Raw genomic sequence first — 14,756 nt, forward strand, 5'->3', positions numbered from 1 at the left:
GTAAGAGGTCAAGAGCGTGAGCTTACAATACAGCTTGTACTGCTTGAATAAACTCAGCTTCGTCAGGTTTAACGCGACTATTAAAGTGCTTAACCTGCTTGCCATCTTTACTAATTAAATATTTGTAGAAATTCCACTTAGGAGCAGTGGTTTCATCCGCTAAATGCTTGAATACTGGGTTAGCATCTGAGCCACGAACTGGTGAAGTTTGTAGCATGGTAAAAGTTACCCCGTAATTAACAAAGCACACTTCAGCGGTGTCTTTTTCATCGTCTTCTTCTTGGAAAAAATCATCTGACGGAAAGCCAACGACCACTAAGCCTTGGTCTTTATATTCCTTGTGAAGTGCTTCTAATGCTTTAAATTGCGGTGTAAAACCACAATTAGAGGCAGTGTTGATAACGAGCACTGGTTTGCCTGCGGTTAGCTCACATAAATCAACTTGATCTTGAGCATGTAGCTTGCGGAAACTATGATTCAAAAAAGGTGCGCATTGTGCTGATGACTTGCTGGCACTAGCGTCTACTGAAGCACTGCTTGTTGCATTTGCTGCTGGCGCCATCATAGCGACACCAGCAATAGTAGATAGTAAGGTAAGCGTTAATTTTTTCACGTTATATCCTTATCGAATTATTATGTTAGCTGTTCAACGTTACAGACAGTCTATAAACGTAGATCAACAAATGATGTATTGTCGTAAGCGCTCATATATTAACTAAATTGAATGTAAGCCAAATTGGATTTACACCAGATTGAATTACTACCAAATTAGTGTTTGGCGCTACCTGTTGTGTTAGCGACTATGTATTGGCGACTGCCTTTTAACTAATGTTATAGATAACAAATGCCTCTAGCCATAATTAAAGACCTGCGATCAGGCAGGTCTCTTCTCAAATATGCTTATTTAAATAGGTGCGCGCTAAATTTAACAGTATTTCTTATTCTTTTGGCAATGCCAACAGCTAACACCTACGGCACTAACGTATCAATTTTAACGGCGATAGGTGCTGTTGTATTCACCTTAACGTTGTTAACTTCAGCTTTGAAATCACCCGGTTGAATGCCTGCACCACCAAGCTGAGAGACCACTGCATAGACATTGACAGTCTCTACCATACTTAAGGTCATTTGTGGACTCATGGCACGAGCGTCATTTAATACCACTTGCGTTGGTAAATCAGACGCCATCAATTTTACCGCTGCAACTGGCATGCGCCCACCATTGGCTGGTACTGCGTAAACGAATACGACTTTATCTTCACCTTGGTTTAACTGATCAACAAATTTTTCATCTAATTCAACCGACAAGGTTAACTGAGGTCCAATAGCTGCTGTATTTGCATCAGTAGCATCACCTTGATTTGATTCTCCTTGCGTCAGCGACAAGCGGCTTTTCGCTTCATTAATCGCTTCGGTTAGCGCTGCGACATTAACCGTTTGGCGGCCAGCATCAACAACTTTTTGCCAGTAATTTATCGCCTGTTGATAAGACTGATTCATAAAATTGTGCATACCAAGCAAAATATTCGTTGATGGATCATTGGCATCTAATGCTAAGGCGCGATCAATCAGTGTTTGTACTTCTGGGGTAATGGTTTGATTTGCACCATAATAAGTCGCTTGTGCTTTCGCACCTAGCAAGTCGGCTTGTTCACCTTCAATGGCAATCACTTTATCAAATGCCTCAACCGCTAGTTGAAATTGACCACCAGTAACATACAGCTGACCTAGGCCATACCATGCATCAGCATTGTTGGGGTCAGTAGCTACTGCTTGTTGTAATTGTTGCAGTTGCGCGTGCATTTGCTCCTGCTGCGCTTGTTGTGCCTGATCGTTGCTCGCCACCATTCTTGGCTGTGCCAATCTTTCATAAGCACCGTGCTGACTGTACATGGCTAAGCTGAACATCAGTACAAAAACACTTAGACCAATAGGCCAAATAACTGACAACTTTTGCACGCTGGCATCGTTAGTCGCTTGGGCTTTTTTATTCTGCTCAATATCCTGCAGCAGACTTTTATCAAGCTCGGCCAATAAGTACTGATGGCTTTCTTCATCAATCTTGCCATCGTTAAAGTCTTTTTCAATTTCCGCTTTATGCTCTTTGTAAAGCGCAACATTAGTGTCTTCTCGATGAGCACCTGTCATGGCGACAGCTTGTTGTTTGCTGCTGCGAATAAAATGCCACCAAATAACGGCTAGTAGCAGAATAATAAAACCAACTATTAAAACTAATACTTCAAACATGAATTAATCTTTTTCTTTTAGAATTTCGTCAAGTTGTTGTTGTTGTTCGGCTGACAAACTCAGCTCTTTTTTGCTCGCCGCTTTTCGACGTGCAGCGATCACAACAATAACAACACCGATAAACAAGATAACCGCTGGGCCAAACCACAGAATGTAGGTCAGCTGATTCACTTTTGGGCGATATAAAACGAACTCACCGTAGCGATCGACCATGTAACTGGTGATTTCCATGTCCGCTTTGCCTTGGTTGAGCATGTCATAGACTTCATTGCGCAGATCAACGGCAATCTGTGAATTTGAATCAGCCAAGTTTTGGTTTTGGCATTTCGGGCAGCGTAGTTCTTTAATTAACGACTGATAGCGCTTTTCCATCACGGGATCATCAAACGCTTGGGTTTGGCTTGGCATGGCCAACACAATAGTTGCACCGGCAAACAATAAAGCGATTAAGCATAATATTCGGGTTAACATCTTATTCTCCTCGTGCTTGCTCTTGGCGAATAGTTTTTACCAGCGGCGCAAACTCTTGTTGCCACACTTTCGCATCAATAGGGCCAGCAAAGCGTTTACGAATAATGCCATGATGGTCAATCACAAAGGTTTCAGGCGCCGCGTAAACGCCTAAATCTAATCCTAATCTGCCGGCTTCATCAAAGACATTGAGCAAATAAGGGTCGCCTAAATCATCTAACCACTTAAGCGCAGCTTGGCGTTCATCTTTGTAGTTCAAGCCGTATAAGCTCACTTGGCCGCTTTTCGCTAAATCCAGTAAATAAGGATGTTCATAGCGACATGACGGACACCAAGTTGCCCAAACATTTAACAACACAATATCGCCAGACAAGTCGGCTGGCGTAAGCACTCTCTCTGCATTTTTTAAGCCCGGCAAACTAAACGCAGGGACGGATTTGCCAACAAGCGCCGAAGGCAATTCTTGAGGCTTTAGAAATAAACCGCGATAAAGCACTGCACCCAGCGCAATAAAGACAATGAGTGGTAAAAAACGAATAACTTTTCCCATAATACTGACTACTTGGCCTACTGCTTAAACTGTTTGCTGAGTTAATGGTGCACTTTCATCTGCGCGAGATGTTGCGTGCTGTTTACGGCGTTGACGGTAGCGTTTATCCATCATGGCGACAAAACCACCTAGTCCCATAAATATCGCGCCTAACCAAATCCAGCGTACGAATGGTTTAATATGCACGCGAATCGCCCAAGCGCCATCGCCCAGTGGATCGCCCAGTGCTAAATAGACATCGCGCGTCAAACCTGGGTCAATAGCCGCTTCGGTCATGCCCATCGTTTGTACTAAGTAAGTACGACGCTCAGGTTGCAATAAAGCAACAAAGTCATCACCTTGATAAACTTCTAGCTGACCTTGTTCAGCTGAGTAGTTTGGCCCTTTAACTGGTTTGATACCAATAAAAGCAATGGTGTAACCGTCGATCGTTACTTTTTCACCAGCCACCATTCGCACGTTGGTTTCGGTTTCATAAACAGATACTAAGGTAACACCAACAATGGTTACTGCGATACCAAAGTGAGCAAGGGTCATACCCAGTTGGCTCAAGGTGAGCTTGCCCGTTTTTTGCTTCTGATTAATGGCTTCTTTGATCACTACACAAGCCACCCACATCGCCAAACCAATCCCTAGGCTGACTAACCAATTAAAACTGCCAGCGTAGACAAATGGAAAGGCCAAACCAACCAGCACACTCAATACAGTGATTGGGTTAAGTTGTTTGCGCAGCTCACCTTGCTTTGCTTTTTTCCAGCGAATTAGTGGGCCAATGCCCATTACGACAAACAACAAGCACATCATAGGCACAAATACCGCGTTAAAGTACGGTGGCCCTACTGATATTTTCCCCAGTCCCATGGCATCGATAAATAACGGGTATAAGGTACCGAGCATTACCGTTACCGCTGATGTCACCAAAATCACATTAGCGGCGAGTAAAGCGGTTTCGCGAGAGTAAAAAGAGAAGCGCGAGAAGCTTTGCACATTGCTGGCACGAAACGCATATAGCGTTAATGAGCTGCCTACTGCAATGGCAAGTAATAGCAGGATGAAGGCACCACGAGTTGGATCAGCGGCAAATGAATGCACCGAAGTAATTACGCCAGAGCGAACAATGAAGGTGCCTAATAAGCTTAAACTAAACGCGAAAATGGCTAACAGCACGGTCCAGTTTCTAAATGTACCGCGCTTTTCTGTTACCGCTAATGAGTGAATCAAGGCAGTACCGACCAGCCAAGGCATAAACGAGGCATTTTCTACTGGATCCCAGAACCACCAGCCGCCCCAGCCAAGCTCGTAATAGGCCCACCAACTACCTAGCGCAATACCAAGTGTTAAGAAAATCCAAGCACCTACTGTCCACGGACGAGACCAACGCGCCCAAGCCGCATCCATCTTGCCAGACATCAAAGCGGCAACCGCAAAAGCAAAGGCAACCGAGAAACCTACGTAACCTAAGTAAAGCATTGGCGGATGAAGGATCAGACCAATGTCTTGTAGCAGTGGGTTAAGGTCGCGCCCTTCCATCGGAACATTCGGCCATAAACGTTCAAACGGGTTAGACGTTAGTAGCGTAAACGCCATAAAGCCTACCGCAATCATCCCCATTACCGCTAATACGCGTGCGATAAATGCCTGCTCAATGTTTTTGCTGTATACCGCAACCGCCATGGTCCAGGCGGTTAATGAAAATACCCAAAGCAGTAAGGAGCCTTCATGGCCGCCCCAAACCGCGCTAATTTTAAAATAATAAGGCAGTAAACTATTGGAATGACTGGCAATGTAACGCACAGAGAAGTCATCGACTACAAAGCTATAACCGAGAATAAAAATACTGATTGCAGTAAAAATGAACATACCAAAAGTAAGGGGTTTGGCATAGGCTGCCAACTTTGGCTGGTTAGCGTAGACACCGATTAACGGAACTACTGACAAGCACATGGCAAACGCCATGGCGATGATCAGGGAAAAATGCCCAAGTTCTGGGATCATGTATAACTCCAAGCTCTGTAATAATTTCTCAGCACTGACTTATTAGCATCCACCGCGATGTAAATGCGTTAAATCATGTTAAGCCAATAATACCCACATAATTTATATGCCTATAACAGCGAATAATGGGCTTTCATGCCGTTGAAAAACCCGGCGATTTTACCATTAAATTTTGCATTATTTCAGCTTTTTCACCGTAACAATTCGCAACTAATCTCATGCTTTTATGATTTAACACAACAAAAGCGAGACTCATCGTATGTCAGACTGTTTTGTCGGCGCCAATTTGTAGTATGATTAACGCTCGTTATCAATTACGGCGAATTGGCCAAAAAAGTTGTACCTCGCCCTAACCTGCTGAAGTTATCTTGTCTGACACACCATCTTTGATCCAAGCCAAGCAATTAACCTGCATTCGTGAAGAGCGCGTGCTGTTCGAGCACCTATCTTTCGCCATTCAGCCGGGAGAAATTGTCCAAGTGGCTGGCCCTAACGGCGCCGGAAAAACCAGCTTACTGCGTATTCTCGCTGGTTTGTCTATGCCATTTGAAGGCGATATTTTTTATAAAACTCACTCAATTCACGAACAACCTGAAGCTTACTGCCAAGATTTGCTTTATTTAGGCCATATGCCAGGTGTTAAAGCTGAGCTAAGTGCGCAAGAGAACTTAGCCTTTAATTTAGCGCTCAATGGTGAAGACCCAGAGCTCGCTGAAGAAACGTTATCAAACGTTAACCTATTGGGGTTTGAAGACTGTTACGCATCGCATTTAAGTGCTGGCCAGCATCGTCGTATTGCATTGGCGAGGTTATGGCAAAACAAAGCCAAAGTGTGGATTTTAGACGAACCGTTTACCGCCATTGATAAACAAGGCGTTGCGGCACTTGAAGCATTGTTTGTTGCTCATGCAAAAGCAGGTGGCTGTGTGATATTAACGACACACCAAGATTTAGCGATTGATCCTGCCTTGGTTAAAACTATCGAACTTAGTTATAGGTTATTTTGATATGACAAACGCATCGAATCGCCAAGCAGGGGCATTGTCATACCGCCAAGCATTTATGTTAACGCTAAAACGCGATCTCATTATTGCCTTTCGTCATAAAGACGAAATGATTAACCCGCTGTTGTTTTTTATCATTGTGATCACTCTTTTCCCGCTGGGTATAGGTCCACAGCCCAATACACTGGCGAAAATAGCACCGGGGATTATTTGGGTATCGGCGTTATTGGCAACGCTACTGTCACTCGACCGTTTATTTAAAGCCGATCACAGCGACGGGTCACTGGAGCAAATGCTGATCAGCCCACAGCCACTGTTTATTTTTACCTTGGCAAAAATTTGCGCGCACTGGCTGTTAACAGGCTTACCACTAATTTTAATCGCGCCACTGTTGGCGGTATTACTGCATTTACCCGAGCAAAGTTATTCGGCTTTAATGCTAACCCTATTGTTGGGTACGCCCGTATTAAGTTTTATTGGCGCAATTGGTGCAGCACTAACCGTGGGCATTAAAAAAGGCGGGGTGTTACTAAGTTTGATTGTGCTACCGCTTTATATTCCGGTGCTCATTTTTGCCACTAGTGCCATTGATACTGCGAGCTTAAGCTTACCCTACAATGGACAACTTGCTATAATTGCCGCGCTGTTTTTTGGTTCACTAACGCTTGCACCTTTTGCCGTTGGAGCCGCCTTAAAAGTGAGTACTAACTAAATGTGGAAATGGTTACACCCATACGCTAACCCTGAAGTGTCATACCACTTCACTGAAAAAATAAAACCTTGGTTTGGTTTAGCTAGCATTGTACTGCTCAGTACTGGTCTAGTTTGGGCACTATTGTTTGCGCCGGCAGACTACCAACAAGGTGACAGCTTTCGTATTTTCTACGTGCATGTACCCAGTGCCATCCTCTCAATGAGCTTATACGTTGCCATGGCCATTGCGGCACTTTCTAGCCTAGTGTGGCAAGTAAAACTGGCCGACGCCTCTGCGGCGGCACTGGCACCTATTGGCGCGGTGTTTACTGCAATCGCATTGTTAACCGGCGCCGCATGGGGTAAACCTATGTGGGGCACTTGGTGGGTATGGGATGCGCGCCTAACATCAGAGCTTATTTTATTATTTTTGTACTTGGGCGTTATCGCATTGCACAACGCTTTCGATGACAAGCAAATGGCGGGTAAAGCCGCTGGTATCTTGTCGCTGGTAGGTGTGATTAATATTCCGATCATCAAATATTCGGTTGAATGGTGGAACACGCTACACCAAGGTGCAACGGTGTCTAAACTCGGTATGCCAGCCATGGCACCTGAGATGTACTGGCCATTTTTGCTGTGCTTCTTTGGATTTGGCTGTTTAGCTGGCTACATTGCCTGTATTCGCTTTCAAACCGAAGTACTGTCACGCAATAAAATGCGCCCTTGGGTACGCACGCTCGTTACAGGTGATGACAATGCACCTCACCTTGCAACCAACAAGCAAGCAAACGCCGGAGGTAACTAATGCAATTTGACAGTTTTTCTGCCTTCCTCGATATGGGTGGTTATGGCTTTTTTGTTTGGTTAAGCTATGGCGCGTCAATCGTGCTATTTTTGCTGTTGATTGTTAGTAGCCTCAAAGCGAGCAAAGCAATTAAAGGGCAAATTGCTAGCCAAATTAAACGTGAACAAAAATTAAAACTTGCCGCTGAGCAACAAGCAGCCCAACAGGCAAAAAGCTAAGCTCTGGCAATAAAAAAGGTAATAAAGAGGTAACGCATGAATCCTAGAAGGAAAAAACGATTAACCATCGTTGTCGCCGTTTTATCAGGATTAGGTGTCGTCGCAGGGCTAATTCTGTACGCGCTTAGCCAAAATATCGATTTATTTTATAAACCTTCTGAAATCCATTACGGCAAAGAAGATACAGGCTTAAAAGCACAAATCGGTCAGCGACTTCGTGTGGGTGGCTTAGTGGTGCCAGAAACAGTTAACCGTGATCCTGACAGCTTAAAAGTCACCTTTAGACTCGCTGATATGAAAATGCCGATTAGCTTTGATGCGAATGACCCTATGATCACCGTTAAGTACGATGGTATCTTGCCTGACTTGTTCCGTGAAGGACAAGGTATTGTGGCTAACGGCGTACTAACCGATGGCTTTATTATTCAGGCCTCTGAAGTTTTGGCAAAGCATGACGAGAACTACATGCCAAAAGAGTTGGCTGACGCAGCGGGCACTATGCACCAAAAGCCTAGCTATAGTGGCAAGCAGTTAGAGAGTTCGAATTAAGCACAGTCGCGAATCACAATTCGCTCTGCAATGTAGTCAACAATTCGCCCAACTATTCACCCAATAAAAAAACCGGCATTTAGCCGGTTTTTACTAGGGCGTGTTGATCTTTCGAGATTGAATTTTCTGCTGTGTTGGCACTTATTTATGGAGAATGACTACACTGCACAAGTGCCGCCTTGTATAAAACCCAAACAGACTGCTGCAAAAACAACCCTGAAAGATCAACACGCCCTAATTGTTCGAACAACAATTACGTTGTTTTGTTTTTCAATTTCGCTAAGTTATTAAACTGCTGCATTGATAATAGGTGCGCGTAAATCGGCGATAGGTAACCGCGCTTCTTCATTTCTAAGAAGTCTTCATCAGGTAGGGCATTAAGCTTTTTCTCGTCAATAAGGTGAATACCATTTAACTGACGTTTTTGGCCGTTTACTTCTAGGTTCAGCGTTTGCTCAACGATCAACGCTTTCTCTACTAGGAAATTAACAAAACCTTTAGTAATAAAAGTATTTTCAAAGTACTTACCTAATGCATTTTTACGCTGCTCTAAATACTGGGTTTCTTCACCAGCCTCAGTAAACAATGCCTCACCTTCAGTGCCATTAAGCACTTCATCCGTTTCTGAAATAACCAATTGCATTTGCTCTGGGTTATCTTGTGCAGGCATTAATGCAAACGGATGGTGCATGATTACCGCTGGTACATAGCTCGCAAGCCATTGTTGGCCATAAAACAAGTTTTCACCTTGTTCAAAGCCTAATATTGCCACTGGCGTAAACTCACCTGTTTCAGAGTTTTTCACGAATACAATTGGCATTTCTGCAGCCGTGCTAGCAAATTCGTGAACGATAAGTGGCACAATTTGCTCTTTTTCAACGTGAGCAAAATGACGTGATGGGTTAATTTTTACTTTACCGTGGTCAACAGCGTTGAGCGGCCTAACAGGTGCAGGCATAAAGGATCCTTTAAAACGATTAGAATAATTTTAATGACAGCGTTATAGCAAAATGTGAAGCGAATGTAACCCTGAATATTGGGAATTCTTAAAGCAAGGTTATCGCAACTTATTCCGGGCTGTAGCCCCGTAAAAAGAAATCTACACTGTCAGATAAATATTCATCAATTTCTGCGTTAGAAAGCTGCTTAGGCGTATTAAACTCAACACGGCCCCAAGCTTCACCTTTCATCAGCAGTAAGAACTGCACCGCTGCTGTGTGAGGTGCTTTAATACTGATCAACTGACGCGCATTGAGCTCTGCTAACAGTTTTGCGACATCTGCCGTTAAGCGCTCTGGGCCAGCCTGGTAGAAGAGTTCCGATAGTTGCGGGTACTTTTTTGATTCATAAGCACAAATTTTGTGAACGGCAAGCGCCTCTTTGGACGTAACCATAAGAAAAAATCGCTTTGCAACGGCAAGTAAAGCGGATTTGGGATCTGACAAGTCGATGTGGTTAATGTCTAGCAAACCTGAGGTATCACACTTTTGTTCAATGGCAGCAGCAAACAATTCCTCTTTTGAGCCAAAGTGGCTATAGACTGTTTGTTTAGACACATTTGCATGTTGCGCGATGAGCGCCATACTCGTGGCATGATAGCCCTGCTCAGTGAATAGCTCAGTGGCAGCGTTAAGAATTTGCTGCTGCTTGGTTCGGTTTCGACTGCGAGGTTTAGTCATCGTGCGTGCCGTTATACTTAAAGTTTGTTTGCATTGCCTTTATTTGCGTGGTGTTTATTTGCATAGCGTTAATGTGCAAAGTGAAACATTAATAATACTGTAGCTAAAGTAGACTAGACAGTCCAGTACACTTCATCTAGACTGAATAGACTGAGCAGTCCAGTAAAGACTAATTTATTAGCAAATGCCAGTTAGTGGCAAAAGCATATGGATAAGGATGGTTATGAATAACGCTAATTCAGCTAGCACTTGGTTGAAACTAAACATTTGGCAGAAATTAGCCATTGCAATAACAGCGGTCGTTAGTGTTACCTCTTGCTCAGAGCAGGCTGTCGGCAAGCCAGACGATACCCCTTACCTTCACGCCGCAAGCATCGAGCAGATCAACCAACAAACTAGCTATACCATTACCCGCGAGTACATCGGCGAAATTGCCGCTAAGCAACAAACTAGGCTAAGTTTTGAGTTTGGTGGTCGCGTTACTGAAGTGATTAAAGACAGTGGTGATGCCATTAAAGCAGGCGAATTACTTGCCAGTCTAGACGTTGAACTGCTTAATATTCGCGCCTACGAGCTAAAAGCACAAATCGCGCAAGTTGAGGCGCAACTCACCTTGAACCAAGCAAACTTGGCAAGAGTTAAGTCCCTAATCAGTAAACAATATGCGTCCGAGCAAAATATAGACGAACTAGAAGCGCAGTATGGCGTGTTAACCGCAAATAAGGATGCCTTAGTAGCCTCTTATGATGCCTTGAGTTACCAAATCGCAAAAGCCGAGTTGCGCGCTCCGTATGATGGTATTGTCAACGAACGTATTGTTTCTCAAGGTGAATTAGTCAGTCCAGGCTCGCCAGCCTTTACTGTATTCAAACAAAGCCAGCAAGAGATCACCATCGGCGTACCCGCCAAAGTTGCTGCCAGTTTAACGCTTGGTGAGCAGCTACCTGTCACCATCGCCCAGCAACAAAATACCGCGACGATTAAAGCCATTGGGCAACAAATCAATCCAACTACTCGAACTGTTAATATCCGTTTAGTACTTGATCAAGCCCAGCAGAACGTAAGCGGTTTAATTACCCGTGTTGCCATCAAGCAAGAAATTGCTCAAGCAGGTTATTGGTTGCCACTTACTGCCATTACCGATGGGGTTCGCGGTCAATGGAATATCTATGCAGCGGTTGAGCAAAACAGTCATTTTGTCATCAAGCCATATACTGTCAATGTTGTGCATACAACTGACTCGATGGCTTACATCACTGGCCTAGATGAAACTAAGATAGCCATTGTCGAGGAAGGCCTTCATCGCTATGTACCCGGCCAAGTCGTCAGAGCTGCTGGAGCTGAACAATGATCCGTTCATTTGTTCGCAATGGCCGCGTAATGTCGCTGGTTATTGCCTTACTGATAGTTTCGGGCCTTGGCGCACTTTCCACATTACCGAGAACCGAAGACCCGCATATTGAAAACCGTAACGCCAGCGTGCTGACTCGTATGCCTGGTGCAAGTGCCGAGCGAATTGAGGTACTAATTACTGAGAAAATCGAACAGAAACTGCGGAAAATACCTGAAATTGACCTCATTACCTCAACATCTAGGCCAAGCCTTTCCGTTGTTCAAATCAAACTTAAAGATGAGATTGTCAATACCCGCCCAATATGGTCTCGAATTCGCGATTTAATTGCGGAAGTTGAACCTGAATTACCTAAAGGCTCGCTCTCGCCAACGTTAGAAGACGATCGAGGCTACGCCTATACCCAGCTCATCGCGTTAAACTGGCAACAACAAGGCGAGCCTGACATTGCCAGCCTAGGCCGCTACGCTAATGATTTACAAAACCGCTTAAGGCTTATCCCTGGCACCGATATCGTCACAATATTCGGACAGGGGGAGGAAGAAATCCTAGTTGAAGTTGATGACAATAAAAGTGCTCAACTTAAACTAAGCTCTGCGCAAATTTCTCAAAAAATACTGATGGCAGATGCCAAAGTCGCAGCAGGTCAACTGGTTAACACTAACAATCAAATGCAAGTAGAGCTAACGGGAGCACTCGAAACTGTTGAGCGAATACGCAATATTCCCTTAAAAAAGAATGAGCACGGCGGCTTAATCACCTTAGGAGATATTGCTGAAGTTGATAAAACGCTGACTTGGCCAGCTCGTGAAATTACATTAGTAAATAACCAAGCGTCGCTGGTTGTCGCCACACGAATGCTGCCTGACTTACGCATCGATAAGTGGACTAAAGAAGTAGAAGCAGCGCTTGAAGAATATAAAGCTAAGCTACCGTCCTCAATTGAGCTAGAAGTGCTCTTCGATCAAAACACCTACACGGAAACTCGCCTAGGCGAATTGGTCAGCAATATTGCGCTAGGCTTTGTGCTTATCTCCTTAGTATTGCTGGTTACCCTGGGTTGGCGCAGCGCAGCAATTGTTGCAACCTCATTGCCATTAACCGTATTTTTCACGCTCGCTGTCATGAATATTTATGGTTTGCCGATTCATCAAATGTCGGTAACCGGCTTAGTTGTGGCATTAGGCATTATGGTTGATAACGCGATTGTAATGACGGATACGATCCAATTTAAACGCCAGCAAGGTATGCGACGCCTAGACAGTGTTGCTTACGCCGTTAAACACTTATGGCTGCCGTTATTAGGCTCAACCGTAACCACAATATTAGCCTTTATGCCTGTCGTACTCATGCCTGGGCCAGCTGGCGAATTTGTCGGTGGTATTGCGCTCAGTGTTATCTTTTCACTGATAGGCTCTTATATTATTTCCCACACTATCGTTGCTGGCCTTGCCGGTCGTTTTGTCGCCAAGAAAATGGGCGATAAGCACGTTTGGTATAACTCAGGCATTAAACTGACGCATCTTAGTAAGACATTTGAAAAAAGTGTCAACCTTGCCCTCAACTATCGCAGGACAGCGGTTATTACCGTGTTTTGCTTACCGCTATTTGGCTTTATTGCAGCGCAACATTTAACAGAGCAATTTTTTCCGCCTTCGGATCGGGATATGTTTCAAATCGAGCTCTTTATGCCCGCACAAAGCAGTATCGATAATACTCGCGCTAAAGCAGAGCAAGTCAGCCAATACCTATATCAGCTAGAAGGTATCGACAAAGTACGCTGGTTTATCGGCAAGAATGCACCGTCGTTTTACTACAACATGATCCCCAATAAAGACGGACTGCAAAACTATGCCCAAGGAATGATCACCGCTGTTGATTTTAAAGCCGCGAATAGACTGCTCCCCATTATTCAGCGAGAGCTTGACGACATGTTTCCCGGTGCACAAATTTTGCTGCGTAAACTTGAACAAGGGCCCCCGTTCAATGCCCCTGTTGAACTGCGTATTTTCGGACCAAACTTAGATACGCTCAAAACCATTGGCGATGAAGTGCGCCGAATTATGATGGCAACAGAAGACGTTGTTCACACCCGCGCAACATTGCAACCAGGCACCCCAAAGGTATGGGTGCAAACCGACGAGTATGCGGCAGCATTAACAGGTTTAAACTTGGTCGATATTGCCCAGCAAATGAGCCAATCGTTATCTGGCTTAGTCAATGGCTCAGTTATTGAAGCAACGGAATCTATTCCTGTACGCGTGCGCATTAGCAATGAGGCGCGTAATGAGTTAGTTGATGTTGCTAATGTTAATTTACTTGCGGCTAATGGTACTGCCATGGTGCCGCTAACAGCCCTGTCTGAGCTAACGATTAAGCCTTCACGTGGCGCTATTCCACATCGTGACGGGATGCGTGTTAATGTCATCGAAGGCTATTTACGCGCAGGTATATTGCCCTCTGTGGTGCTAAACCGCGTTCAACAAAATATGGCCAATGCCAATTTTAATATTCCAAGTGGCTACCGTATTGAGGTTGGCGGAGAGTCTGCTGAGCGCGACACGGCCGTTGGCAAACTACTCGCGAGTATTGGCGTTATCCTTACCTTGCTAGTGACTGTGGTCGTGCTGTCGTTCAATTCATTTAGAATCAGCGCTATTATTTTTCTCACAGCCTTCCAATCGATTGGCTTAGGCTTATTAAGTGTTTACCTATTTAATCACCCATTTGGCTTTACGGTAATTATTGGTTTATTAGGTTTGATGGGCCTCGCCATCAATGCAGCTATTGTTATTATTGCTGAGCTCAAAGCAGATCCACTTGCCGTTCAAGGAGATAAACAAGCCATTGTTAAAGGTGTGCAAAATTGTACTCGCCATATCACATCGACAACCATTACGACGGTTGGTGGTTTCCTGCCGTTAATATTGGCAGGTGGGGGTTTTTGGCCGCCATTTGCTATCGCGATTGCCGGCGGTACTGTGCTAACGACCTTGTTGTCGTTCTATTTTGTGCCTGCTGCATTTTCATTGTTTAGCTGTAAAACGCCATTCGAGCTAACCGAGCAAGGTGCTCACAGCAGTATTAATACGTAGTGTTTATTAGGGCGTGTTAATACAGATTGAAAATAGCTAGCGACAAATACAAAAAAGAGCCAAGTTCAAATGAACTTCGCTCTTTTTTGCATATGT

General features: G+C 44.4%; 14 protein-coding genes. 7 read left to right on the top strand and 7 right to left on the bottom strand.

Annotated features, from left to right (window positions below; translation table 11 throughout):
• Positions 1-22 precede the first annotated feature (22 nt).
• The 5 genes from DXX92_RS16115 to DXX92_RS16135 form a co-directional block, all read right to left on the bottom strand.
• Positions 23-562: a glutathione peroxidase gene (locus DXX92_RS16115; protein WP_116002475.1), complete on the bottom strand. Its 540-nt coding sequence runs from the start codon at positions 560-562 to the stop codon at positions 23-25.
• A 407-nt stretch (positions 563-969) separates the two neighbouring features.
• On the bottom strand, positions 970-2,247 hold the full coding sequence (ccmI, locus tag DXX92_RS16120; protein ID WP_116001515.1) for a c-type cytochrome biogenesis protein CcmI: 1,278 nt from the start codon (positions 2,245-2,247) through the stop codon (positions 970-972).
• Between the two features lie 3 nt (positions 2,248-2,250).
• The gene (locus tag DXX92_RS16125; RefSeq protein ID WP_116001517.1) at positions 2,251-2,718 is read right to left on the bottom strand and encodes a cytochrome c-type biogenesis protein; all 468 of its coding nucleotides are present in this window, start codon (positions 2,716-2,718) and stop codon (positions 2,251-2,253) included.
• A gap of 1 nt (position 2,719) precedes the next feature.
• Positions 2,720-3,268, bottom strand: coding sequence for a DsbE family thiol:disulfide interchange protein (locus tag DXX92_RS16130; protein ID WP_116001519.1), 549 nt, complete (start codon positions 3,266-3,268; stop codon positions 2,720-2,722).
• A 24-nt stretch (positions 3,269-3,292) separates the two neighbouring features.
• A complete protein-coding gene (locus tag DXX92_RS16135) occupies positions 3,293-5,263 on the bottom strand; it encodes a heme lyase CcmF/NrfE family subunit (RefSeq protein ID WP_116001521.1) in 1,971 nt (656 codons plus the stop codon).
• Positions 5,264-5,631: 368 nt separating this feature from the next.
• Here DXX92_RS16135 and ccmA point away from each other — a divergent pair, with 368 nt between their 5' ends.
• From ccmA to ccmE, 5 genes are read left to right on the top strand one after another with little or no spacing between them, the layout of a single operon-like run.
• The gene (gene ccmA / locus DXX92_RS16140) at positions 5,632-6,270 is read left to right on the top strand and encodes a cytochrome c biogenesis heme-transporting ATPase CcmA (RefSeq protein ID WP_428977349.1); all 639 of its coding nucleotides are present in this window, start codon (positions 5,632-5,634) and stop codon (positions 6,268-6,270) included.
• A 1-nt stretch (position 6,271) separates the two neighbouring features.
• Positions 6,272-6,979, top strand: coding sequence for a heme exporter protein CcmB (ccmB, locus tag DXX92_RS16145; RefSeq protein ID WP_116001525.1), 708 nt, complete (start codon positions 6,272-6,274; stop codon positions 6,977-6,979).
• On the top strand, positions 6,980-7,768 hold the full coding sequence (locus DXX92_RS16150; RefSeq protein WP_116001527.1) for a heme ABC transporter permease: 789 nt from the start codon (positions 6,980-6,982) through the stop codon (positions 7,766-7,768).
• Positions 7,768-7,986 (top strand): heme exporter protein CcmD, encoded by a 219-nt coding sequence (ccmD, locus tag DXX92_RS16155; RefSeq protein WP_116001529.1) that lies wholly within the window; start codon positions 7,768-7,770, stop codon positions 7,984-7,986. Before DXX92_RS16150 ends, ccmD begins: the two co-directional genes overlap by 1 nt.
• Positions 7,987-8,022: 36 nt before the next feature.
• Entirely contained in the window at positions 8,023-8,535 is a 513-nt protein-coding gene (ccmE, locus tag DXX92_RS16160) for a cytochrome c maturation protein CcmE (protein ID WP_116001531.1), read from the top strand.
• Positions 8,536-8,788: 253 nt separating this feature from the next.
• Here ccmE and DXX92_RS16165 read toward each other — a convergent pair whose 3' ends face one another.
• Positions 8,789-9,493 carry a SapC family protein gene (locus DXX92_RS16165; RefSeq protein ID WP_116001533.1) on the bottom strand — a complete coding sequence of 235 codons (705 nt, stop codon included), beginning with the start codon at positions 9,491-9,493 and terminating at the stop codon, positions 8,789-8,791.
• A 109-nt stretch (positions 9,494-9,602) separates the two neighbouring features.
• Positions 9,603-10,214: a TetR/AcrR family transcriptional regulator gene (locus DXX92_RS16170; protein WP_116001535.1), complete on the bottom strand. Its 612-nt coding sequence runs from the start codon at positions 10,212-10,214 to the stop codon at positions 9,603-9,605.
• A gap of 223 nt (positions 10,215-10,437) precedes the next feature.
• On the opposite strand from DXX92_RS16170, the gene DXX92_RS16175 reads away from it, so the two are divergent.
• Both DXX92_RS16175 and DXX92_RS16180 read left to right on the top strand, forming a co-directional pair.
• On the top strand, positions 10,438-11,565 hold the full coding sequence (locus DXX92_RS16175; protein WP_181901770.1) for an efflux RND transporter periplasmic adaptor subunit: 1,128 nt from the start codon (positions 10,438-10,440) through the stop codon (positions 11,563-11,565).
• Positions 11,562-14,660, top strand: coding sequence for an efflux RND transporter permease subunit (locus tag DXX92_RS16180; RefSeq protein WP_116001539.1), 3,099 nt, complete (start codon positions 11,562-11,564; stop codon positions 14,658-14,660). The genes DXX92_RS16175 and DXX92_RS16180 overlap by 4 nt, the downstream gene beginning before the upstream one ends.
• Positions 14,661-14,756 lie beyond the last annotated feature (96 nt).

Origin of the sequence: Thalassotalea euphylliae, assembly GCF_003390395.1 — a bacterium.
GTDB classification, from domain to species: domain Bacteria; phylum Pseudomonadota; class Gammaproteobacteria; order Enterobacterales; family Alteromonadaceae; genus Thalassotalea_F; species Thalassotalea_F euphylliae_C.

Bases quoted from the DNA above. Each gene is read 5' to 3' on its own strand.
- DXX92_RS16115 (WP_116002475.1), bottom strand. From the start codon at position 562: ATGGCGCCAGCAGCAAATGCAACAAGCAGTGCTTCAGTAGACGCTAGT.
- ccmI (WP_116001515.1), bottom strand. From the start codon at position 2,247: ATGTTTGAAGTATTAGTTTTAATAGTTGGTTTTATTATTCTGCTACTA.
- DXX92_RS16125 (WP_116001517.1), bottom strand. From the start codon at position 2,718: ATGTTAACCCGAATATTATGCTTAATCGCTTTATTGTTTGCCGGTGCA.
- DXX92_RS16130 (WP_116001519.1), bottom strand. From the start codon at position 3,268: ATGGGAAAAGTTATTCGTTTTTTACCACTCATTGTCTTTATTGCGCTG.
- DXX92_RS16135 (WP_116001521.1), bottom strand. From the start codon at position 5,263: ATGATCCCAGAACTTGGGCATTTTTCCCTGATCATCGCCATGGCGTTT.
- ccmB (WP_116001525.1), top strand. From the start codon at position 6,272: ATGACAAACGCATCGAATCGCCAAGCAGGGGCATTGTCATACCGCCAA.
- DXX92_RS16150 (WP_116001527.1), top strand. From the start codon at position 6,980: ATGTGGAAATGGTTACACCCATACGCTAACCCTGAAGTGTCATACCAC.
- ccmD (WP_116001529.1), top strand. From the start codon at position 7,768: ATGCAATTTGACAGTTTTTCTGCCTTCCTCGATATGGGTGGTTATGGC.
- ccmE (WP_116001531.1), top strand. From the start codon at position 8,023: ATGAATCCTAGAAGGAAAAAACGATTAACCATCGTTGTCGCCGTTTTA.
- DXX92_RS16165 (WP_116001533.1), bottom strand. From the start codon at position 9,493: ATGCCTGCACCTGTTAGGCCGCTCAACGCTGTTGACCACGGTAAAGTA.
- DXX92_RS16170 (WP_116001535.1), bottom strand. From the start codon at position 10,214: ATGACTAAACCTCGCAGTCGAAACCGAACCAAGCAGCAGCAAATTCTT.
- DXX92_RS16175 (WP_181901770.1), top strand. From the start codon at position 10,438: ATGAATAACGCTAATTCAGCTAGCACTTGGTTGAAACTAAACATTTGG.
- DXX92_RS16180 (WP_116001539.1), top strand. From the start codon at position 11,562: ATGATCCGTTCATTTGTTCGCAATGGCCGCGTAATGTCGCTGGTTATT.